Below are 22,767 nucleotides of genomic sequence, written 5' to 3'. Positions count from 1 at the left end.
AGCCGCATCGGCCTGCTCCCAGCAGGCCCTGATACTTCCCCAAAGAACTGAAAAGCGCTCGCCAGAGCGCCCGTTTGGCGAAAACGAAGTGTCCACAATGACTGGCATCCGTACACACCCCGGCGATTCAATTGCACATCGTGATCGGCTAATCTTTTCTTGCGTCCGCGACCAGCGCCACCCTTTCGTGTGCGTCGCGTTGTTCCCCCCGGCGCTTGCCGCGGGACGCACCCTGCCAGCCGCACTACGCTTGAACCCGTTCGCCTCGACGCGACGGCCCGGACGTGACAAGGAGGCAGACATGGACGCATTGCAGTGGGGAACCGCCGTCGGCGTCATGGTAATCGTGATCGCGGCCGCGGCCGTGGTCGCGCACTATCGCCGCGAACGGCGCCGCGCAAGCCTGTTGCGCAACCTCCACCACCACAACGGAATCCGCTCTTCGCACCCGCGCTAGCGAGGCGCGCGTCAGCCGCCTTGCGCACACGTCGCGAGCATCGCGCGCAGCCGTCCGATATCGGCGGGCTTCGCGAGATGCGCATGGAAACCGGCCGCCAGCGCCGCGGCCCGGTCGCCGTCCGAAACATGGCCGCTCAGCGCGACCAGCATCACGTTGACATGATCCGGCATGGCGAGCATCCGCTCCGCCAGTTCGTAACCGTTCATGCCCGGCATGCCGATATCGACGAGCGCAAGCTGTGGCTTCCATTGCCTCAGCACAGTCAGCGCGCTCGTGCCGTCGCCCGCCGTTCTGACTTCGTGCCCTTCCAGCTCGAGCAACGCGCCGAGTGCGAAACACGCATCGGCATTGTCGTCGACGATGAGCACGCGCGCCGTGCCATTGCCCGCCATCACAGCGGCGACCGGCTTGACGGCTTCGGCGCCGCCCGTTCGCACGGGGATCGAGAGGCGCGCCAGCGTGCCGCGTCCGATTCCCTCGCTCGTCACGAGAATCTCGCCGCCATGCAACTGCGCGAGCCGCTGCGCGATGGGCAGCCCAATGCCAAGCCCGCCTTCCAGCCGCGCACTCTTGCCCGCGAATTGCGCGAACGGCTCGAAAATGCGCGAGAGCACGGACGGGTCGATCCCGATACCGTTGTCGCGAATCGCGATCTCGACGCAGCGCGCGTCGCCCGTGCCCATTTGTTCGACGGTGAGCACGATCTCGCCGCCATCGGGCGTATAGCGCACCGCATTGGAAAGCAGGTTCACGATCACCTGCGTGAGCCGTGTCGGGTCGGCGAACAACCGCAGGTCGCCGGCTAGCGGATGAACACGCAGCGTATGCCTGCGAGCCTGCGCACGTTCGCGGATGGAGGCGAGCGCGTCGGAAAGGATTTCGTTTAACGACGCATCGGTCGGATCGACGCTCAGCTTGTTATGGTCGAGTCGCGACGCATCCTGCAATTCGTCCATCAGACGCTTGAGTTGCGCGATCTGGCGCTGCGCAACCGCGAAGTATTCGCGCTGCGGCACGCGGTCTTCGCTGATCATCTGGAGCGCCTGGAACGCGTTTTCGAGCGGCGCGAGCGGGTTGCGGAACTCATGCGCGAGCACGGCGATCACTTCCGCATAGCGCTGCGTCTGCATGCGGCTATGGTCGCGCGCCTCGACCAGATCGAGCGCCGATCCGGCCACGGCGGCAAACTCGCCGAGCACCCGCTGGTCTTCGCGGGAAAAGCGCGAACGTTCTTCGAGCGAGGCGACCCAGATCGCACCCAGTTGCCGCCCTTTCGAAACGATCGGCAAGATGAGCGCCTCATGCACGCTGGCGCATGCAGGGGCAAGAACCGGGAAATCGGCGCTCAACGCGGTGAAAAGCAGCGGCTTGCCGGCTTCGAGCACGACAGCGCAAGGACAGTCGCTCCAGTGGATTCGGGTTCCGCACAGGTTCGCGAACTTGCCGGCCACGCTGTGCCAGCGAAAGTAGCGCTCTTCGCCCTCGCGCTCCAGCAAACTGATGCCGGCCGATTGCGCGCAGCACAGACGCATCGCAAAGTCCGCAATCCTCTGCAACAAGACTTCGCGGGAATCCAGTTGCGCGGTGACCAGCGCGAGAAGCGCCTGATTCTCGCGCTCATGGTCAGGCACGCGAGACGGCCGCGCATCGATATCCGCGATGGCGGGCGACCTGCTTTTCGGTGCCATTACGGTCTCCTCCGGTGGCCCGATGAAGCTATGAGTTATGACGTACGTGATAGGGCTGAGCCATTCTAGGCACCACCGGAAAAAATGTTAAAGGCCGTACAGTGTTCGTAATGACAACGTTTCGGACAGGCCGGCGCCACGCACCGGAGCGCGAAATTCGCGAAATACTGCAGACGTAAAAAGCAGGCAACTGTGACAGACGAGTGACAAAAAACGCCCGGAATTCCGGGCGTTTTCTTTGGAGGGAGGCCTTTTCAGACCTTGCGCGCCCGAAGATATTTGAAGAACTCTGCGCCCTCCTGCAGGCGCCGCTTCATCATCTCCCAGCTCACCAGCATCTCGCGGACGATTTCCCAGATCTTCGACGGCCGGAAATAAAAGCGCTTGTAGAACTCCTCGACGCCAAGGTAGATCTCTTCGCGCGACAGGTGCGGATAGCCGATCGTCGAGGCCTGCGTGCCGGCCGAATTGATGAGCGTGATGACCTTGGTATCGTTCAGCCAGCCATTTTCGACCGCCTGCTTATGAAGCACCGTGCCAGGATAAGGCGCGGCGAGCGAGACCTGAATCGTATGGGGATTGATCTCTTTGGCGTACTGAATGGTCTTCTGTATCGTCTCGTGCGTCTCGCCCGGCAGGCCGAGAATGAAGGTGCCGTGAATCTTGATGCCGAGCTTGCGGCAATCCTCGCTGAACTGCCGCGCGAAGTCCGTGCGAACGCCCTTTTTGACGTTCACGAGAATCTGGTCGTCGCCGGATTCGAAGCCCACGAGCAACAGGCGCAAGCCGTTGTCCTTCATCACCTTGAGCGTCGAGTACGGCACGTTCGCCTTGGCATTGCACGACCACGTCACGCCTAGCTTGCCAAGCCCGCGCGCGATCTCTTCGGCACGCGGCCGGAGATCCGTGAACGTGTCGTCGTCGAACATGATCTCCTTGATTTCGGGCATGTTGTCCCGAATCCATTTCACCTCTTCCAGCACATGCTCGACCGAGCGCGTGCGATAGCGATGGCCCCCCACCGTATGCGGCCAGAGGCAGAACGTGCAGCGGGACTTGCAGCCGCGCCCCGTGTAGAGCGAGAGATACGGATGCTTGAGATAGCCGCTGAAATAATGCTCGGGCGTGAGGTCGCGCTTGTAGATCGGCGAGACGAAGGGAAGCTGATCCATGTCTTCGAGGATCGGCCGCGCGTCGTTGTGCATGATGCCGCCGTCGGGCAGCCGATAGCTCAGGCCCAGGATCGATTCGAACGGCCGCCCCTGGGAGATCTCGAGGCAGGTGAAATCGAATTCTTCGCGGCACACGAAATCGAGCGCGTCGCTCGCAGTCAGTGAACCATGTGGATCGACCGCCACCTTGGCGCCGATCATGCCGATGAGGATCGTGCTCTTGCGCCGCTTCAGGTGCTCGCAGAACTGAATATCGCTCTGGAACGAGGGCGAACTCGTGTGAATGATAATGAGTTCGTATTCCTGTGCAATATCCAGGGTCGCTTCGAGCGTCATGTCGTCTGCGGGGGCATCCACCACGCGGCTGCCTTCGACCAGCGCGGCGGGCTGGACGAGCCACGTGGGATACCAGAACGAGCGGATTTCGCGTTTCGTTTGAAAGCGCGAGCCCGCGCCGCCATCGAAGCCTTCATAGGAAGGTGCCTGCAGAAACAGCGTTTTCATGAATGCCCTCGGAGAAAAATCGCGAATTTGTCTCGAAGCCTACAAAAACATGACACTTTGCTGGATGGCTGCTTAGCCCGGGTCAAGAATACTACGACTTGCTGTGACGGCACGTCGAAAAAATGTCCGTACCACTTATCGAAACCCCCACTTAACAAGGCCGCCGCCGGTTGGAACACTGCAGAAGAACCGCATTCGTCGGCATGAGCGATGCTTTCTGTACTATATTTTTTGGCAGCCGCAGCAGCATTCACAGCGCTCCAACGCGGGAGGCGAAGTATGTCGCGATATCACGACATGCCGGAAGGCGTGCCGGTTGGCAATGGCCACCGTATCAGTCCAGCCGACTTTCTACTGATGGCGGGCTTTCTCGCCTACCGTGCGCCGCTCGCTTCGGTCGATGCCCGCGCGGCGGCCCGGCGTATTCTGGATGCGGTTCTCAGTGCGGCGGCCGCGCATGGGTTCGCGGATTCGGCAGTGCTCGAAACCATGATGGCGAGCGCCGAAAAATCGTCAGATGTGCGCAGTCTCGCGGAGCAAGCCAGCGCTGCCGTGGGCGACACGTTCGCTTACATGCAGGTGATTCGCGGTGCGGGCGTCGCGCTCGAAGCGGACCCATATACGCTGGTCACTTAAAACCCGGCGCTCCCGCGGCAGCGCGTATGCGCAGGACCGTCTGCCGCGAGGTGCCGAAGCGCCGCGCCACTTCGCTCACCGAGAGCCCGCTGCCGAGCGAACTCATCACGCGCGCGCGATCGGGCGCCGAAAGCGAGGCGGGCCTGCCCGTTGGGCGCCCGTTGCTTCGCGCGGCCTTCAGGCCGTTGCGGCTGCGTTCGCTGCGCGTCGCCGCCTCCATGCGCACCACCGCGCGCAGCATCTTGACCGCTTGCGGCTCGGGGCGCCCCGCGAGATCGACGCCGCCCAGTTCGACACAGCGAACGCCAATCTTGCCCTTGCGGCAGTTGAGCAGCGTGGAGAGTACGTCGCGCGCGTTGCAGCCCAGGGCGGAAAGCTGCAGAACCACGACCTCGTCCTCTGGCGCGATGCGTCCAAGCAGCCTCGTCAACGCGGGGCGCTCGGCGGCGGCCACGTAGGGCGCCACCGTGTCCACCGCCACGCGGTTGAGCGCCACCGTGTAGCCCGCCTTGTCGAGCTGGATCAGTTCCCGCTCGGGAACCTCGCTGTTGCCCGCACCGTTGATGTAAAAAAAGGTCCGTTGCACACGTGGCTCCCGTACTCGTCCAGCAGCTCGCGAGCTAGCGGCGCAAGCGCGCGAAAGTCGCCAGCAGGTCTTCGAGCTGGATCGGCTTCTTGAGGTGCGCGTCGAAACCCGCCTCCCTCGACTGCTCCACATCGGCTTCCTGGCCAAAGCCGCTCAGCGCAATGCAGATCACCGATTCGAGCGTGGGCTGCGCACGCAGCTTGCCGATGAACTCGTACCCGTCCATGCCCGGCATGCCGAGATCGGAGAGCACGAGATCCGGCGCGTTGCCGTTGAGCAGCGTCAGCGCTTCCTCGCCGCTCGTCGCCGTCTGCACGTCCGCGCCTTCGCTCTCCAGCAGCAGCTTGAAGGTTTCGACCGTAGTGGCGTCGTCGTCGACCATCAGGATATGGAGCCCTTGCAGCGACGCCATGGCCGCGCCGTGCCGGCTGTCCGCATGCGCGAACGAACGCTGCATCGGCAGTGCAACCGTGAACGTCGCGCCGCGCCCCAGGCCTTGCGACTCGGCGTGCACGCTGCCGCCGTGGATCGTCACGAGTTCCCTGACGAGCGCGAGGCCGATGCCGAGACCCGAGCGCCGCGCGGCGGACTGGCGGCTCTGTTTGTACATGTCGAAGATGTGCGGCAGCAGCGCCGGCTCGATACCGCTGCCGGTATCCGCCACGCGCAGCACGGCTTCGTCGCCGATAACCTCCAGCGAGACGGTCACCGCACCGCGATTGGTGAACTTCATCGCATTGCTGATGAGGTTCCAGACAATCTGCTCGATGCGCGTGAAATCGGCATGCAGGATCACCGGCGTATCCGTGATCGAAACATTCAGCGCAATGCCGCGCTGCTGCGCCTCGAACTGCACGGCGTGGCAAACGCGCTGCACGATCTCGCGCATATCCACCGCCGAGCGCATGACCGAGAGCTTGCCGGTGCGCACGCGCGAAATATCCAGCAGGTCATCGATGATCTGCGCCTGGCCGACCACGGTGCGCCGGATCGTGTCCGCGGCGCGCGTGAGGTTCAGGCTCTGACGCGTTTCCGGCGCCCGCGCAATGAGTTCGGCGCTCGCCGAGATCAGATTGAGCGGATGCTTGAGTTCGTGCGACACCACGGCGAGAAACTCGTCCTGGCGCCGCTGCCCGTCGCGCTCGCCGGCGTCGCGCACCTGTTCAAGCGTGGAGTCGCGCACGTCCGCGTCCGCGGGCACGAGTTCGCCCAGATCGCGTGCGATCTTGGCAAAGCCGCTCACGCCCGCTTCATCGAGGCGCGAAAGCACGCCGCTCGCGAAAAAGCGCGTGCCGTCCTTGCGCAGGTGCCAGCGTTCCTCGTCGGTGCGGCCATGCTGGCGCGCCAGCGCGAACTCGCGGTCGGCGACCTTGTTCACGCGGTCTTCTTCGGTCGAGAGCAGATCGGCGGACTGGCCGATCATTTCGGCCTCCGTATAACCGAAAATGCGTTCCGCGCCCGCGTTCCAGCTCGTGATGTAGCCTTCGTCGTCGAACGTGATGATCGCGTAGTCCTTCGTGCCCTCGGCGACGATGCGCATGCGCCGCTCGCCTTCGCGGAGCTGGTCCTCGGCCTGGCGGCGCCCGGTGATGTCGATGAACGAGAGCACCGCGCCGTCGATGCGGTCTTCGGTCGTGCGGTACGGCACGAAGCGCGCGAGATACCAGCGCCCATCGTTGCTCTTCAGCTCGCGCTCGATCAGGCGCAGCGAGTCGAAGGCTTCGGCCGCGTCGTCCGCGAGCTTGTCGTATTCGAGCCGGTGCGTGATGTCGAGCAGCGAGCGGCCGATATCCGAGGGAATGATGCTGAACACGTCGGTCGCGCGCGGCGTGTAGCGCTTGATGCAGATGTTGCGGTCCACGAAGATCGTGCCGATATCGTTCGCCGCGATCAGGTTCTGCAAGTCGTCGTTGATCTTGCTGGTTTCTTCGACCTTCGACTTCAGCTCCGCGTTGACAGTGGTGAGTTCCTCGTTGATCGACTGCAGCTCTTCCTTGCTGGTTTCGAGTTCCTCGGTCGCCGAGCGCAGTTCTTCGTTGATCGCCTGCAGTTCCTCGTTGGATGCCTTCAATTCTTCCGTCGAGGTTTCCGACTGCTCGATGGTCGACTGCAACTGCTCCTTCGTGCGCTGCAATTCGCGTTCGAGCTGCGTGATGATCGGGTCCTTCTGCACATCCACGGAAGCCGTTTCCACCCCGCTCATGCTGTCTTCGACTTCGTCGAAGAGCACGAGCACGAAGTCGGCATTGGCTTCAGGATCGTGCACCGGCCGCGCCGTCATGTTGACGAAATACGAGCGGCCGTCGCGCACGAGGCGCACGCGCCGCGCCTCGACGCTGCGGTTCGTGTGCAGCGCCTGGTAGATCGCGGTGCGCAGCTCGAGCCGCAATTCCGGGCGCACGGCGGCGACGATGTTGTGCGAAGGCTCGCCGCCCGAATACTGGAGGAAGCGGCCCGCGCGGTCGGAAAGATGCACGATTTCCGAATCGCGGCTCACCAGCACGCTAGGCGGCGCGTACTGCTCGACGAGGCGCTGGTGCAGATCGCCGAACGAAAAGCGGCGGCGGCCCGGCGGCTGCACGGTCGCGACCACGGGCCGCGCGTTCATCGTGCCGGAAATCGCCACGGGCACGGGCGTGTCGCCGCGCACCGCCATGTTCGCGCGGTAAATGCGGTTGCGCTTGTCCACCACGGTGAACATCGAACTCACGCTGTCCGCGGATTCGGAACTGCCGAGGAACAGCACGCCGCCCGGGCGCAGCGCGAAGTGGAACATCTTGAGGATTTCGATCTGCGCTTCGCGATCCAGATAGATCAGCAGGTTGCGGCAGCAGATCAGGTCGAGGCGCGAGAACGGCGGATCGCTCAGCACGTTGTGATGCGCGAACAGCATGTGCTCGCGCAGCTCTTTCTTCACACGGTAGTGCGCGGCGTCCTTGGAGAAGAACTGGCGCACGCGTGCCGGCGTGACGTCGGCGAGGATCGAGTCGGGGAAGAGGCCCGTGCGCGCGAACGAAATCGCGCGTTCGTCGATGTCGGTCGCGAAGACCTGGAACGAGGTACCTTCCGTCGACTTGAGCGAGCGCTCCTGGAGCAGCATCGCCAGCGAATAGGCCTCTTCGCCCGTGGCGCAGCCCACCGACCACACGCGGATGCGCTCCTGTTCCCCACGCCCTTCGAATAGCTGCGGCAGGACTTCGCGCTCGAGCACGTCGAACGCCTCTTTGTCGCGGAAGAAGTTGGTGACGCTGATGAGCATGTCCTGCAGCAGCGCCTGGGTTTCCTCGGGATGCATATGCAGATGGTCGCGATACGCCTGCAGGTCGGTGATGCCGTTGACCTGCAAGCGCCGCTCGATGCGGCGCAGGACCGTGGCGCGCTTGTAGTGGCGGAAATCGTGCGCCGTGCGCGTGCGCAGGATGATCATGATCTCGCGCAGCGCCCGCTCGGCCGCCTCGTTGATATGCTCTTCGCGCCGCTCCTCGCTTTCCGCGACGGGCAGCTGAATTTCCTTCGTCGTCGACCAGAGGTCCATCAGCCGCTGCGGCATCTCCGCCGCGGTGGTGACGAAGTCGACCATGCCGGTGGCGATGGCGCTGCGCGGCATGCTGTCGTATTCCGCCTCCGAGGGATCCTGGGCAAACGTGATGCCGCCCATTTCCTTGACGCGCGAGAGGCCGGCGGAGCCGTCCGAGCCCGCACCCGAGAGCACGATGCCGATGGCGCGCTCGTGATGCGTTTCGGCGAGCGTGCGGAAGAACACATCGATCGCCGCGCGGCGGCCTTCCTGGGGCTGACTAGGGGAAACGCGCAGATAGTCGTCGACCATCGCGAGATCGAGTGACGGTGCGATGACGTACACATGGTCGGGCTCGATGGGCGTCGGGCTCGTTACCTCCACCACGGGCATGTCGGTCGCCTTGCGCAGCAGCGCAGCCATACTGCTTTCGTGGTCGGGCGCGAGATGCACGACCACCACGAACGCCATCGAGGTGCGGGAAGGCAGGGCGTCGAAGAAGGCCAGCAGCGCGCTAAGGCCGCCTGCCGATGCGCCGATACCGACGATCGGATAATTGGTCTGGCTGCGGGGCATATGGCCACGTCGTTTCGGCATGGTTGCCAGGTCCTGAAGGTGGGATGAATTGCGTTTGCACTCGCGCGTTCCTTAGGACGCGGGTGCTGCGCCGACATTATCCCTCCAGGAGCATCGACTGCAATAGTCCTGCCGCCTCGCCCGCACGCCGCGCGGTTGCCTCCTCGCGCTGCTGTGCATCGAAGTCGCCGCACAGCCTGTAGTGCTCGCTCTGGGCCCGGCTCATCGTTTCGCGCTCGCGCAGCGCACGCAGGGCGTCGCGCAGGGCCCGCTCCACGTCGCGGCTGCGCCCCCGGTTGAGCGAGGACGCCGTGTAGGCGTCGCCCGTGTGGCAGCGATAGCGCAGCAGACGCGAGTAGTCGAGGCGCCAGAGCGTGCCGTTGCACTCGGGACACGTGAACGTCGAAGGCGTGCCGAGGCGGCTCAGATCGCCGGCCAGTCCATTGCCCTCGCGCCACGCGCGCTGCTCCGTGCTGATGAGTTCGGCGGCGCGGCGCCTTACGAGGACCTCGTCGGCCGTTGCGGGCGGCACGCGCCCTGTCAGTTCCACGAGCCGGTGGGCCATGCCCGCGAGCGGCAAGATGTAGTCGGCGAACGGCGCGGCGTTGAGGGGCATCTCGCTTGCGAAGGCGTCGGACGGGTCCTGGACGACCCCGGTGCCGCCACAGGCCTGAATGGCCTCGAGACCGGCCGCGCCGTCGTCGAGCAGGCCCGTGAGAATCACGCCGATGCCGCGCGGCCCGAGTTCGGCGGCCACGCTGCGAAACAGCGGGTCGATGGCCGGGCGGGCAAAGTTTTCCTTCGCGGCATGCACGAGACGCAGGCGCGAGCCCTCCACGATCATGTGCTGGTCGGGGGGCGCCACGTAAATCCGGCCGGGCGACCAGGTTTCGCCGTCCTCGGCATGCACCGCACGCAGCGGGCCCGCGCTGCTGAGCAGCGACGGCAGATGGCTGTAATGGCTGCCCACGTGGAGCACGATCGCGATCGTCGCCTGCAGGTCGGGCGGAAGCCCGGACACAAGACTTCGAAGCGCATCGACGCCGCCCGACGATGTGCCTATGGCAATGAAGTCTCGGGAGATCAATTGGTGTCCAGGCTGCTTTGGGATGAACCTGGTATCTGGAGCAATCGCCGTGCCTGCTGCAGTGGCAGCGAGCACGCCAGGCGACCTCGCGCGCCACGGCCATGGCCTGACGTTCCGGCACGCCGACGCCGAACGCTACGCGGTGCGCTGACGCGCCGTCATTCAACTGTCAGGTGGCCGCGCGGGAACCTGCTGCCAGCCGCCTGGGCAGGTCCGCACATACGGGTAGTAGGTCTGCGACGCGACGCAGTAGTACCAGACGCCGTAGGGCGCCTCGCCACCCTGCCCGCCTTGGCCGCCTTGTCCGTACTGTTCGTTTTGATCGTACATATTGGCGCCGCCATACTGGGGCTCGACCTGGGCCTGACCCTGGCCTTGTTCGATCCACTGCGTGGGCTGTGAGAAGTCGCCGGAAACGTACGGGTAGTAGACGCTCGCGACGTACGGCGGATAGTAGTACGGATAGAACGGATAGCCGTAGATGAAGCCGGGGCCGAAGTAGAAGCCGACGCTCGCCGAACCGCAGCAGCCGTACCAGCCGTGATAGTAGCCGCCGTGATACCAGCCGTAGCCGTGGTAGTAACCGCCATGGTAGTAGCCGCCGTGGTAATAACCGCCGTGATACCAGGTGCCGCCGTTATAGCTGCCGTGGTAGCCGCCGCTCCAGCCGCTGCTGCTGTGATTCACGCCACCATAGCCGCCGCCCCAGCCGCCGCCGTAACCACCGCCTCCGCCACCGCCCCAGCCACCGCCGCCGCCGCCATGTACCCAGCCGCCGCCGCGACCCGCGCTCGCCCCGGCGCTGATGCATAGCGCCACGAGCACGAGCAGGAGTCTGCACAATTCACGCGCTTTCATGATGCTCACCCCGGTAGCCGCTGACCGATACGCTGACCGATAGCCGTCTGGCTTCATAGATTAGTTTAGGCGTCGGAAGCCCATTTTTCTTGTGCTTGCAATCACGGCGCGCGTTACGGCTCCCGCCAGTCGTCCTGCCTCGCGATGATGGCCGCGCCGATGAGTCCGCCGTCATGCCGAAACGCGCCCGGAACGACGACGCGTTCGCGAAACTGCCGCAGCGTGCGCCCGCGCACGGCCGCATCCAGCGCATCGATCAATGGCGCCACATTTGAAAGGCCGCCGCAAACCGGGACGACCGAAGCGCCCGTGATGTTGACTACGGCTGCGAGGGGCTCCGATACCAGCGCGAGCCAGGCGGAAACGGTGCGCCGCGCGCGATCGCTGCCTTGCTGCCAGTCGTCGAGAAGGGCGTGGCTGTCTTTCTGCTCGCCATGCAGGAGCGCGTTGAGCCGTTCCAGACCGCGTGCCCCGCCGATGGTATCGACGCAGCCCACGCGCCCGCAAGCGCAACGCAATGCGTTCACGGGCTCTGCGTGACCCGTGCCGTCGAAGTCGACGTGCGTGCTGACAGGCAGTCCGTGCCCCCACTCTCCCGCTATGCCGGTCGCGCCGCCGACTACACGGCCGCCCACGACGAGTCCGCCGCCGACACCGGAGCCGAGGACCACGCCAAACACCACATCGTGGCCGGCACCTGCGCCCTCGACGGCCTCAGCCAATGCAAGGCAGTCCGCATCGTTGGCGATGCGGATGCGCCGCTTGAGCCGGGAAGACAACTCCGCGCCGAGCACGCGGCCCGAGACGCATGGAACGTTGGACGCGCAAATCACGCCGCTTGCGGGATCGATCGCCCCCGCCATCGAGATGACGAGAGGCGAGCGGGTCTCGCCAATATGACGGTCCGCGAGGGCTTCGAGGGTCGCGCCAAACGCCTCCCAACTGTCGATGGGCGTCGGCACGCTTTCGACGAGGCGCACGCTGCCCGGACTGTCCGATACGCCGAGCCTCACATAAGAGCCGCCGATGTCCGCGACAAAGACGCTTGGGTGTTGCCCTTGTTCAACGCTGGTGTCTGGCACCCTGGCTCCTCGTTAAGTGCATCGGCGGCGCCAGCCGACGGTTTCAGCGGGCGCGAACGAAATGATGCTCTATCTTCGCGCGCAACACACCGTCGACGGCCGCGAGCTGTTCGCGCAGCCGGGCCGCCCGCCGTTCGGTCATGTCGCCAAATACGATTTTTTGCTCGAGCACGTCACCGAAGCGGGTCACGGCCCATCGGTCGACGACCACCCGTTCGCCGTCGAGGACGCCGGCGGCGGTCGACACGACGCCGAGATCCAGTCCGGACACCAGATGCACGGTGTGAGTGAGCGTGAAACCGGGGAGGCAGTGCGACAGGTCTTCACAGACGGTCGACGAGGAGGAGATATCTTGATGCATGGTGGCTCCGGATAAAGGTTGATCGAACCGGTGCCAGCCAGGCTGTTCCCGTTTCGTTGCCGTAAATCGGCCGCATCGCCTCGAGGGCTTCCACCTTGCCCGGGAGGGCAGGTTGGCGTCGGTCAGTCCGACTCTGGATGCTTTGCTACTGCTTGTTTTTCTTTGTTCGATATTCCGAACGAGCTTTCATTATACCGGAATCAGGGCACCGGGCAAGCAGCGCGGCCACCCGGCTCTCCCGGCCCGCAAGCTACTTCCTGGGGACTGCGCCTCGCGATTCGGCCGCCCGGAGGAAATCGAAATCGGCGCCCTTGTCTGCCTGGGTCACGGTGTCGAGAAAGAGCTTCTGATAGCCGCGGCTTGCCGTGGGCGCAGTCACCGGATTCGCCTGGGCCCGGCGCCGCAGTTCTTCGTCGTCCACGAGCAAGGCAATCTCGCGGTTTGCTACGCTCAAGCGGATGCGGTCGCCGTTGCGGACATGCGCAAGCGGGCCGCCGATGGCGGCTTCCGGCGTGACGTGCAGCACGATGGTTCCGAATGCCGTGCCGCTCATGCGGCCATCTGAAATCCGTACCATGTCTTTCACCCCGGCCCGCGCCAGCTTCTTCGGGATCGGGATATAGCCGGCCTCGGGCATGCCCGGCGCGCCTTTGGGTCCGATGCGCTTGAGGACGATCACGTCGTCGGCATGCACATCGAGGTCGTCGGAGTCGATGCGGTTCGCCATATCGGTGGCGTCTTCGAACACCACGGCGCGGCCCTCGTGCTCCATGAGCGCCGCAGAAGCGGCCGATTGCTTGATGACCGCGCCGCCCGGCGCAAGATTGCCGCGCAGCACGGCCAGGCCGCCCTGCGGGTAAATCGGCGCGCTGAGCGGCTTCACCACGTCCTGCGCGAAGCGCGGCCCGGCGCGCTCCATCTCCTCGCCCAACGTGCGGCCGGTCACGGTCATGGCGTCGAGATGCAGCAGCGGCTTCAGTTCATGAAGCAGCGTGGCCATGCCGCCCGCCCGATGAAAATCTTCCATGTAGTGCTCGCCGGACGGCTTCAGGTTGAGCAGCACGGGCGTTTCGCGGCCCATGCGGTCCACCGCGTCCAGATCGATGTCGAAACCCATGCGCCCGGCGATCGCGGCAAGATGCACGATGCCGTTCGTCGACCCGCCAATGGCCAGCAGCACCCGCAAGCCGTTCTCGAACGACTCGGCGCTGAGCACCTGATCGATGGTGAGCCGCCGTCGCGCCATCTCCACGACTTGCGCGCCGGTCTCCTCGGCCACGCGCATGCGGTCCGACGTCACCGCCGGAGGCGAGGCCCCGCCCGGCATCGTCATGCCCATGGCTTCCGCCACGCAGGCCATCGTGCTGGCCGTGCCCATCACGGCACAGGTGCCGACGCTCGGCACGAGGCGGTCGTTCACCTCGGCGATCTCTTCCGCCGTGACTTCGCCCGCGCGAAACTTGCCCCAGTAGCGGCGGCAATCCGTACACGCGCCGACGCGCTCGCCGCGATGCGCGCCCGTCACCATCGACCCGGTAATGAGCTGAATGGCCGGAATGCCCGCAGACGCTGCACCCATCAACTGCGCGGGCACCGTCTTGTCACAGCCGCCGATGAGCACGACCGCATCCATGGGCTGGGCGCGGATCATCTCCTCCGTATCCATCGACATGAGGTTTCGCATGAACATGCTGGTTGGCTGCGAAAAGCTCTCATGAATGGAAATGGTCGGGAACTCCATCGGCAAGCCGCCCGCCAGCAGAATGCCGCGCTTGAGCGCCTCGAGAAGCTGGGGCACGTTGCCATGGCACGGGTTGTACGCACTGCCCGTGTTCGTGATGCCGATAACGGGACGCTCCAGCGCGTCGTCGGTATATCCGGCGCCCTTGATGAAGGCCTTGCGAAGGAACAGCGAGAAGTCGGTGTCGCCGTAGTTCGTCAGTCCGCCGCGCATGCCCTGCGGATCATGGGAATCTTTTGCGTCGGGGGAGTGCTTTTCGGACATAGCCACCATCCTCGGGTCGGTTCAATCAGCCTGGTCGAAGTGCCGTCGCCGGTAAGGGTACTGCGAATTGCGCAATCAGCGAGTTGCAGCGCGGCCCAATGTACGCGCTCACGATATTACAAAACGCCTTCAATAGCGGATTGAACTGAATGCGCGCAAACTCGGTCAGTCAAGGAACCGGATTTGCTCGCTGTATTCATTTCGGCCCACTGAAGCGAAATCATGTCGACGAAACCGAACATCCCCGCGACCCAGCCTGACTCTTCCAGCGACGCTTCTCGCGCGGCCCCCAGCGCGAAAGTGCCTGCGCATCCGCACGGCGCGCCGGTGGCGCCCGCCTCGCCTGCCGGCAAGCATCCCGCGCCGCCCTGCACGCTCGTGATCTTCGGCGCGGGCGGCGATCTGACCAAACGCCTTTTGATGCCGGCGCTCTACAACCTCGCCGTCGACCGCCTGCTCGACGACGGCATGAAGATCATCGGCGTGAATCATGGCGAGCGCGAAACGAAGGCGTGGGTCGACGATCTGCACGCCTCGCTGGAAAAATTCGCCGCCGACAAGGCGAGCACGTTCCACGCCGGCAAGCTCGACGACAAGGCGTGGGACTGGGTCGCGCAGCGCCTCACCTACATGGCGGGCGAATTCGAGGACGACAGCGCGTTCGAGCGGCTCGCGCAGCAGTTGAACGGCAAGTCGCGCGGCAACGTCGTGTTCTACCTCGCCGTGGGCGCGCGCTTCTTCAAGCCGATCATCGAGCACCTCGGCAAGGCCGGACTGCTCGACGAGGGTAACGACAGCAACGGTGTGTTCCGCCGCGTCGTGATCGAAAAGCCCTTCGGCGCCGATCTCGCTTCGGCACGCGACTTGAACGAGCACGTGCTGCGCTTCGCGAGCGAATCGCAGGTCTATCGCATCGACCATTTCCTCGGCAAGGACACGGTGCAGAGCATTCTCGCGATGCGCTTCGCCAACGCCATGTTCGAACCCGTCTGGCGGCGCGAGTACATCGACAGCGTGCAGATCACGGCTTCGGAAGTGATCGGTGTGGAAGGCCGCGGCAAGTTCTACGAGCAGACCGGCGCGTTTCGCGACATGGTGCCCAATCACCTGTTTCAATTGCTCGGCATGGTCGCCATGGAGCCGCCCAACTCGTTCGACGCCGAAGCGGTACGCAACAAGAAAGCCGAAATCTTCGAAGCGCTCAAGCCGCTCACGCCCGACGACGTGGTGTTCGGTCAATACGCGAAAGGCCCGGCGGGCGTGGGCTACCGCGAAGAACCGGACGTGGCGCAAGACAGCCGCACCGAAACCTATGCCGCCGCGCGCGTGCAGATCGACAACTGGCGCTGGGCGGGCGTGCCGTTCTATCTGCGTACCGGCAAGCGCCTCGCCGCGCGTCGCACGGAGATTTCGGTGCAGTTGAAGAGCGTGCCGTTTCTCCTCTTTCGCGACACACCAGTCGATACGCTCACGCCCAACGTGCTGACGCTGCGCATCGATCCGTCGCATGGCACGAGCTTCGACTTCAACGTGAAGACGCCGGGGCCGGTCGTGCAAATCGGCCCGGTGCATTCGTCGTTCGACTACGACGACTTCTTCGCGGAGCGCGCCAACGTCGGCTACGAAACCCTGCTCTACGACTGCATGCTCGGCGACCAGACGCTCTTTCAACGCGCCGACGGCATAGAAGCGGCATGGTCGACGGTGGATGGCGTATTGCACCCGGAACTCGACGCCGCGCTTCCCGTGTACGAATACGCCGCGGGCAGCGAAGGCCCGGCGCAGGCCGATGCACTGCTCGCGCGCGACGGCCGCGCGTGGCGCACACTCGCGCAAACGCAAGCGAAGAAGAAGTGAGCCAGACAGCTAAGGAGAACGCATGAGCAAAATCGAAAAAGCGGTCAAGAAAAGCGCTGTGAAAAGCGCGGTCAGTGCAACGCACGCCTCGCAGGACATCGAAAATATTCTCGCCATCGACGTAGGCGGAACCGGCCTGAAGGCCGCGATCATCGACGCGAACGGCGCGATGCGCACGGAGCGCGTGCGCGTGGCGACGCCGCATCCGTGCCCGCCCGCCTTGCTGGTCGAAACGCTCGCGACGCTCGTCGGCCCGCTGCTCAAGCAGTATCCGGCTACGCATGTTTCGATCGGCTTTCCTGGATTCGTGCGCAACAATCATGTGATCACGGCGCCGCATCTCGGCCTTGAAGACTGGAACGACGTGCCGCTCGCGCAGATGCTCGGCGATCGCCTTGGCATCGCGTCGGTGCGCATGATCAACGATGCGGAAATGCAGGGCCTCGCCGCGATCGAAGGGCAAGGCCTCGAATTCGTGATGACGCTCGGCACGGGCGTGGGCACGGCCATGTTCCGTGACGGCGAACTGATGCCTCACCTCGAACTCGCGCATCATCCGGTTAGCAAGAAGCGCGCTTACGATGAGTACATCGGCGACGCCGCGCGCAGCAAGGCCGGCAACAAGCGCTGGAACGTGCGCGTCGAAAAGATCATCGAGATACTCGACTCGCTCGTGCACTACGACAAGCTGTGGATAGGCGGCGGCAACGCGACTCGCCTCACGTTCGATCTGCCGCCGAATGTGGCGACCGTGTCGAACGACCGGGGCATCGAGGGCGGCGCGCGCCTGTGGCATCCGCGCTCGGTGCGCGAAACACGGCAGTTGCCCGCGGCCACGCAGCGCGCGGGCAAATTCCGCTAGCGGGATCGCTTAGGGAGTGGGCTAACTCACGCCGGGCCAGGGCAACGCGCTGGCCCGCGTGCCCACCTTGCGCCCGACGATCTCGTAGATCGAAACGTCGTCGCGCTCGAACGCCGTGGCCCAGTCGCGCAGATACTGACGCCACGTTTGATATTTCCGGTCGTTCACGAGTTGGCGCAGCGCCATTTCCCTCGCGCGGAAATTCTCCTCCCACAGGCGCAGCGTGCGCACGCAATGCCGGCGCAGGTTCTGGATGTTCGACACTTCGATGCCGCTTTCGCGCATGGCGGTGAGCGCATAGCCCAGGTCGGGCAGTTCGTCGTCGGGAAAAAGATAGCGCGCGAGGTATGCGCCGCTGTCGAGGCCAAAGCGCGAGTCGATGCCGCCGGGCGCCGTCGACATGATGCCGTGGCTCACGAGCACGCCGTCCGGTTCGAGGTGTTGCTGCAACACTGAAACGTAGTCCTGAAGATCGCTGCGGCCTTCGCATTCGAACATGCCGAGGCTCGCAATGCGGTCGAAGCGGCCTTTCACATCGGCGTACGCCTGCAGGCGAATGTCGATGAGATCGGCAAGACCCGCGGCCTTCACGGACTCGCGCGCCCATTCAAACTGATTCTTCGACTGCGTGATGCCTACGCAGCGCGCGCCGTATTGCTCAGCGGCCCGAATGACCAGTGCGCCCCACCCGCAGTCGACATCGAGCAGGCGGTGGCCGGGCTGCAGGCCGATTTTCGTCAGCACGTGGTCGATTTTCTTGAGCTGCGCCGTGGCGAGGTCTTCTTCGCCGCTTTCGAACCACGCGCACGAGTAGACCATTCTGGGGTCCAGCCACATGGCGAAGTACTCGTTGGGCACATCGCCCAGGTGCGTGTCGCGCTCGGTCAGCACGCGCGCCGCAAATGATCTAAGGAAGGAGCCAAACCCGTGTTTTGCTTTTCCCTCATCAGGCATCTATTTCTCCGTTTTGGCGCGTTGTGTTGTGTGCGTTGTACAGCCGGGGCTCAGTGTTTGGCTTCGGCGCGCTCGTCCGTCATGCCCGGGCGCTTGCCGGTAGGTGCGAAGCGCTCGCTGCGCGGCACCCATACGCGGCGGAACTGTTCGCGCTCGCGCTCTTCCGTGAACACCGACAGCGAAGGCTTGACGAGATCGTGCCGCGACACGATGCCGAGCAGGCGGCGGGTCTTGTCGTCGTCGACGACGGGAACGCGGTCGAGGCCCGTGATGGCCAGGCGCGCGGCCACGTTCCGGCAGGTCTCGCCGGGCAGCGCGATTTCGGGCAACGCGTCGGAAAAGAGCGCGCCGATGGGCGCATCCGCGGAACTGGACACCGCACGGTCGAGCAGCGCGCGATCGGCCATGCCCACGAGCACGCCGTTGTCGACCACGGGGAACGCGCGGAACTTCTGCTGCGCGCCGAAGTAGGTGCGCAGCACGTCGGCGACTGTCGTGCGGGCGTCGATCGATTGCACGCCCTTGGTCATCACCTCTTCCACGTAGTGCCGCTCGAGCGGGTCGATGCTGTATTCGCGGTAGATGTGATAGCCGCGGCGCGCGATCTTTTCGGTGAGAATCGAGCGTCGCATGAGCAGCACCGTGAAGCCGTATGCAACAGCCGCCGAAGCAAGCAGTGGCAGCAAGGCGTTGGCGTCGCCCGTGAGTTCGAACGCGAACACGGCGGCCATGACCGGCGCGCGCATCATGCCGCCGAGCGCCGCCGCCATGAAGATGAGCGGCCATACCGCGGGCTCGTGGCCCGGCATGTACGGGCCGGCCAGCGCGCCCACGCCCGCACCCATCATCAGCAACGGTGCCAGCACACCGCCCGAGGTGCCCGAAGCGAGCGCGATGACCCAGATGATGGCCTTCACGACCACGATGCCGATCACCGCCTGCATGGCGAGGTGGTTGTGCAGCAGATCGCCGATCACGTCGTAGCCCACGCCGAGCGCGCGCGGCTGAAAGTACCCGCCGATGCCCACCGCGATGGCGCCCAGCGCCGGCCACCACATCCAGTGAATCGGCAGCTTGCCGAACAGGTCCTCGACCTTGTAGAGCCACGTGGAAAGGCCCCACGACAACGCGCCCGCGACGAGCCCGGCAATGCACGACGACACGATGCCGACCGTGCCGAGCGGCATGGTTTGCAGCGGGAAGAGCGGGCCGCTGCCGAGCAGCAGCGGACGCGTGAATCCGGCGACGGCACAGGCAATGGCGACTGGCAGCAGGCTGCGAGGCCGCAATTCGAACAGCAGCAGTTCGATGGCGAGCAGCACGGCGGCGACCGGCGTGCCGAACACCGCGGTCATGCCCGCCACCGCACCCGCCACGAGCAGCGCCTTGCGCTCCGCCCCCGAAAGGTGGAAGAACTGCGCGATGAGCGACCCAATCGCGCCGCCCGTCATGATGATCGGGCCTTCTGCCCCGAACGGGCCGCCGCTGCCGATCGCAATGGCGGAGGCCAGCGGCTTGAGCACCGCCACCTTCGGCGACATCTTGCTCTTGCCGAACAAAATGGCTTCGATGGCTTCGGGAATGCCGTGGCCGCGAATCTGCTCGGAGCCATAGCGCGCGATCAGCCCCACGATCAGGCCGCCGATCACGGGCATCGCGACCACGAACAAGCCGAGCGTATTCTCCGCCGGCGAATGATTCGCCGTGGAGAACGTCTGGAAGAAAAACAGGTTCGTGAAAAAGCGGATGAGGTGCAGGAGAAAGTCCGCCGCGACGGTGCTCAACGCGCCGCCAGCGGCCGCAATGGCGCTGATGCGCAGAAGCCGGACATCGGTTGCGAAATCGCCTCTGTCGCCGTTGTGATTACTCATGGTTCCTCTTGCCGCTCTAGATCGGTCAGTAACGTCCTCCGCACTTTATATCACATTATGATGTAACTCGTGGCGCTGGCTGATTCCCTCGCCGCTCAGGAGCGGACACCTGCGCCGCCCTTGCGCGCTTGCCCGCCCCCATCGGCGAAGAGTTCGATCACGAGTTCGCGCAGCCAGCGATTGCCTTCGTCGTGCTGCACGCGCGCGTGCCAGAGCAAATGAATGGGCGCGGCAGGCAGCTTCATGGGCAGCGCGCTCAGGCTCAGCGAAAACGGCTTCGCCAGTTGCAGCGCGAGCCGCTCCGGCACCGTGGCGATCAGGTCGGTGCGTTCGAGGATGTAACCCACGCTCATGAAGTGCGGCACCGAGAGCCGCACCTGACGCTTCACGCCGCGCCGTTTCAGCCATTCGTCGACCTGGCCGTGCCCCGTGCCCGCCGACACCACCACCAGATGCTCGGCCTCACGCCAGGACGCGAGCGTGAGCGGCGCGTTCTCCAGCGGATGCCCCCGCCTGAAGAGGCAGACGTAGCGCTGATCGAAGAGGCGCCGCTGGTAGAAGCCGCCTTTGAGTTGCGGCAGCAATCCGATGGCGAGATCGACCCGGCCGTCTGCCATCTCGTCGCTGAGATTGACGCCCGTATTGCGCACGGTATTGAGCGCGACGCCCGGCGCTTCGCGCGCGAGGCGCTCGAGCAGCGCAGGCAGAAACACGACCTCGCCAATGTCGGTCATGCCGATCGTCATGGTGCGCGTGGCGCGCAGCGGATCGAAGCCGGTCACGGGATTGAGCGCGCCGTGCAGCGTGGCGAGCGCCTGCGCGACCGGTTCCGCGAGACGCAGCGCGAACGGCGTGGGCACCACGCCGCCCGGCCCGCGCACGAAGAGCGGATCGCCCAGCAGGCGGCGCAGCTTCGCGAGCGCGTTGCTCACGCCGGGCTGGCTCATGTTCATCTGCTCGGCCACGCTTGCCACGCGCCGCTCCTGCATGAGCCGATGAAAAAGCAGCAGCAGGTTCAGATCGATATCGCCCAGTTCCATTCATTCAATCCAGTGATGAAGCAGATTCATTCCATTTTATTGTGGAATGAGATGTGGCTACCGAGAATACGGACACGGTGTGCGCGTGACGACCCCGCGCCAGCCGCACCCATCAATCTGAATATCGGAGACACAGTCATGAAACCACGTGATCTGAAGATTGCGATCGTCGGCGCTGGCATCGGCGGCCTCACACTTGCGCTCGCGCTGCGCGAGCACGGCATCGACGCGCAACTCTTCGAGCAGACCGACGAGCTACGCGAAGTGGGTGCGGCTGTCGCGCTCTCGGCCAACGCCACGCGCTTCTACGAGCGCATGGGCCTGCGCCCGGCCTTCGAAAAAGTGTGCGCGGAAGTGCCGGGGCTCGTCTATCGCGACGGACGCAGCGGCGCGGTGATCGGCCACCATCGCGGCACACCGGACTACCGCGGGCAATTCGGCGGCTCGTACTGGGGCGTGCATCGCGCCGATCTGCAAGCGGTGCTGTCGGGCGCGGTCGGGCTCGAGCGGATCAAGCTCAGCCATCGGCTCGTCGATCTCGCGCAGCATCCCGATCGCGTGAGCCTGACGTTCGCGAACGGTGAACGTGTAGACGCCGATCTCGTGATCGGCGCCGACGGCGCGCGCTCGATCACGCGACGCTGGATGCTGGGCTACGACGACGCGCTGTATTCGGGCTGCTCGGGCTTTCGCGGCGTGGTGCCCGCGGAACGCATGGACTTGCTGCCCGATCCCGAGACCATTCAGTTCTGGGTCGGGCCGGGCGGCCACCTGCTGCACTATCCGATTGGCGACAAGGGCGACCAGAACTTCCTGCTGGTGGAGCGCCATCCGTCGCCGTGGCCGTCGCGCGAGTGGGTCATGCCTGCCCAAGAGGGCGAGCAACTGCGCCTTTTCAGGGACTGGCACCCCGCCGTCGTGCAGATGATTACCGCCGTGCCGATCAGCCAGCGCTGGGGGCTGTTCCATCGTCCGCCGCTCGGCCGCTGGAGCAAGGGCCGCATCACGTTGATCGGCGACGCCGCGCATGCGCTGGTGCCGCACCACGGCCAGGGCGCTAACCAGTCGATCGAGGATGCCGTGGTCCTGGCCGACCAGCTGGCAAAGGCGGCCCCGGGCAACTGGCGTGAAGCGCAGGAAGCCTACGAGCGCCTGCGCCGGGGCCGTACGCGCAAAGTGCAGTACGCTTCGATCACCACGGCGGACGTGCTGCATCTTCCCGATGGCCCCGCTGCGCAGGAACGCAACGCCCGGCTCGGCTCGCGCGAGGGCGTGCTCAATCATCTGGACTGGATCCACGATTTCGACGCGCTTGCCCAGGAGCCGAACGAGCGCCAAGGGGGAACGTGGCTTTAACAGGCCGCTGAAATACCGCTTAAACACGTCATCGCGCAGAGCTCGTGAGGCGTTGATAGATGGACCACTACTTGTCCCCTGGAGATCATGCGCGGCGCCGACACATTCACCGAGAGTCTGTTTTCCATGCGCAAGCTGGACGACTTCGTCCCCAAGTCGCATCCGTTGCGTTCGATCCGCGTGATGGCGAATGAAGCGCTGGCGAAGATGGATCGACAGTTCGCCCAGATGTACGAAGCGGACATAAAGGGCGGGCGGCCGAGCATCGCGCCAGAGAAGTTGCTGCGAGCCATGC

General features: G+C 64.8%; 19 protein-coding genes and 1 riboswitch. Of the genes, 7 read left to right on the top strand and 12 right to left on the bottom strand.

Translation table 11 applies throughout. The features are described from left to right. The first annotated feature begins 301 nt into the window (after window positions 1-301). Window positions 302-457: a hypothetical protein gene (locus E1N52_RS44235; protein WP_165979477.1), complete on the top strand. Its 156-nt coding sequence runs from the start codon at window positions 302-304 to the stop codon at window positions 455-457. Window positions 458-468: 11 nt separating this feature from the next. Here the strand turns inward: E1N52_RS44235 and E1N52_RS31010 are convergent, their stop codons facing one another. Then, window positions 469-2,148: a hybrid sensor histidine kinase/response regulator gene (locus E1N52_RS31010; RefSeq protein ID WP_133187060.1), complete on the bottom strand. Its 1,680-nt coding sequence runs from the start codon at window positions 2,146-2,148 to the stop codon at window positions 469-471. Between the two features lie 254 nt (window positions 2,149-2,402). Next, a complete protein-coding gene (gene hpnJ / locus E1N52_RS31005; protein WP_133187058.1) occupies window positions 2,403-3,824 on the bottom strand; it encodes a hopanoid biosynthesis associated radical SAM protein HpnJ in 1,422 nt (473 codons plus the stop codon). A gap of 279 nt (window positions 3,825-4,103) precedes the next feature. Between hpnJ and E1N52_RS31000 the strand changes: the two genes are divergently transcribed. Beyond that, the gene (locus tag E1N52_RS31000; protein WP_133187056.1) at window positions 4,104-4,460 is read left to right on the top strand and encodes a hypothetical protein; all 357 of its coding nucleotides are present in this window, start codon (window positions 4,104-4,106) and stop codon (window positions 4,458-4,460) included. Here the strand turns inward: E1N52_RS31000 and E1N52_RS30995 are convergent. From E1N52_RS30995 to E1N52_RS30985, 3 genes are all read right to left on the bottom strand, one after another. After that, window positions 4,453-5,046, bottom strand: a complete 594-nt coding sequence (locus tag E1N52_RS30995; RefSeq protein ID WP_246089288.1) for a recombinase family protein — start codon at window positions 5,044-5,046, stop codon at window positions 4,453-4,455. The genes E1N52_RS31000 and E1N52_RS30995 overlap by 8 nt on opposite strands. 34 nt (window positions 5,047-5,080) lie before the next feature. Further along, a complete protein-coding gene (locus E1N52_RS30990) occupies window positions 5,081-9,160 on the bottom strand; it encodes a CheR family methyltransferase (RefSeq protein WP_133187052.1) in 4,080 nt (1,359 codons plus the stop codon). Window positions 9,161-9,236: 76 nt separating this feature from the next. Then, window positions 9,237-10,226, bottom strand: a complete 990-nt coding sequence (locus E1N52_RS30985; protein WP_133187050.1) for a chemotaxis protein CheB — start codon at window positions 10,224-10,226, stop codon at window positions 9,237-9,239. Between the two features lie 22 nt (window positions 10,227-10,248). On the opposite strand from E1N52_RS30985, the gene E1N52_RS45345 reads away from it, so the two are divergent. Next, complete coding sequence (locus E1N52_RS45345; protein WP_281282771.1) at window positions 10,249-10,377, top strand: hypothetical protein; 129 nt, start codon at window positions 10,249-10,251, stop codon at window positions 10,375-10,377. Window positions 10,378-10,388: 11 nt separating this feature from the next. On the opposite strand, the gene E1N52_RS44935 is transcribed toward E1N52_RS45345, so the two are convergent. The 4 genes from E1N52_RS44935 to E1N52_RS30965 all read right to left on the bottom strand — a co-directional run bounded on the left by E1N52_RS44935 (window position 10,389) and on the right by E1N52_RS30965 (window position 14,532). Then, entirely contained in the window at window positions 10,389-11,084 is a 696-nt protein-coding gene (locus E1N52_RS44935) for a hypothetical protein (protein WP_246089286.1), read from the bottom strand. A gap of 113 nt (window positions 11,085-11,197) precedes the next feature. Next, entirely contained in the window at window positions 11,198-12,166 is a 969-nt protein-coding gene (locus E1N52_RS30975; protein ID WP_133187048.1) for an ROK family protein, read from the bottom strand. Between the two features lie 43 nt (window positions 12,167-12,209). Next, window positions 12,210-12,527, bottom strand: a complete 318-nt coding sequence (locus E1N52_RS44230) for a hypothetical protein (RefSeq protein ID WP_165979476.1) — start codon at window positions 12,525-12,527, stop codon at window positions 12,210-12,212. A 42-nt stretch (window positions 12,528-12,569) separates the two neighbouring features. Further along, a riboswitch (SAM-I-IV-variant riboswitch) is annotated at window positions 12,570-12,673 on the bottom strand. A gap of 104 nt (window positions 12,674-12,777) precedes the next feature. Then, the gene (locus tag E1N52_RS30965) at window positions 12,778-14,532 is read right to left on the bottom strand and encodes an IlvD/Edd family dehydratase (protein ID WP_133187046.1); all 1,755 of its coding nucleotides are present in this window, start codon (window positions 14,530-14,532) and stop codon (window positions 12,778-12,780) included. Between the two features lie 222 nt (window positions 14,533-14,754). On the opposite strand from E1N52_RS30965, the gene zwf reads away from it, so the two are divergent. Beyond that, on the top strand, window positions 14,755-16,389 hold the full coding sequence (zwf, locus tag E1N52_RS30960) for a glucose-6-phosphate dehydrogenase (RefSeq protein ID WP_133187044.1): 1,635 nt from the start codon (window positions 14,755-14,757) through the stop codon (window positions 16,387-16,389). Between the two features lie 22 nt (window positions 16,390-16,411). Then, on the top strand, window positions 16,412-17,251 hold the full coding sequence (locus E1N52_RS30955) for an ROK family protein (RefSeq protein ID WP_133187042.1): 840 nt from the start codon (window positions 16,412-16,414) through the stop codon (window positions 17,249-17,251). Between the two features lie 21 nt (window positions 17,252-17,272). Here the strand turns inward: E1N52_RS30955 and E1N52_RS30950 are convergent, their stop codons facing one another. From E1N52_RS30950 to E1N52_RS30940, 3 genes are all read right to left on the bottom strand, one after another. Next, a complete protein-coding gene (locus E1N52_RS30950) occupies window positions 17,273-18,205 on the bottom strand; it encodes an SAM-dependent methyltransferase (protein WP_133187040.1) in 933 nt (310 codons plus the stop codon). A 50-nt stretch (window positions 18,206-18,255) separates the two neighbouring features. Continuing rightward, window positions 18,256-20,076, bottom strand: a complete 1,821-nt coding sequence (locus tag E1N52_RS30945) for a chloride channel protein (RefSeq protein ID WP_133187038.1) — start codon at window positions 20,074-20,076, stop codon at window positions 18,256-18,258. Window positions 20,077-20,171: 95 nt separating this feature from the next. Further along, the gene (locus tag E1N52_RS30940; RefSeq protein WP_133187036.1) at window positions 20,172-21,116 is read right to left on the bottom strand and encodes a LysR family transcriptional regulator; all 945 of its coding nucleotides are present in this window, start codon (window positions 21,114-21,116) and stop codon (window positions 20,172-20,174) included. A 138-nt stretch (window positions 21,117-21,254) separates the two neighbouring features. Between E1N52_RS30940 and E1N52_RS30935 the strand changes: the two genes are divergently transcribed. Together E1N52_RS30935 and E1N52_RS30930 are read left to right on the top strand one after the other, a co-directional pair. Continuing rightward, on the top strand, window positions 21,255-22,472 hold the full coding sequence (locus E1N52_RS30935; RefSeq protein ID WP_133187034.1) for an FAD-dependent monooxygenase: 1,218 nt from the start codon (window positions 21,255-21,257) through the stop codon (window positions 22,470-22,472). Window positions 22,473-22,559: 87 nt separating this feature from the next. Then, window positions 22,560-22,767, top strand: a 208-nt coding sequence (locus tag E1N52_RS30930) for a transposase (protein WP_484217452.1), incomplete at its 3' end; no start/stop codon positions are given.

Source organism: Paraburkholderia guartelaensis, assembly GCF_004353905.1.
Taxonomy (GTDB): Bacteria; Pseudomonadota; Gammaproteobacteria; order Burkholderiales; family Burkholderiaceae; genus Paraburkholderia; species Paraburkholderia guartelaensis.
Note: the sequence above shows the minus strand (reverse complement) of the source record. Positions and strands in the feature narration are given on the sequence as shown.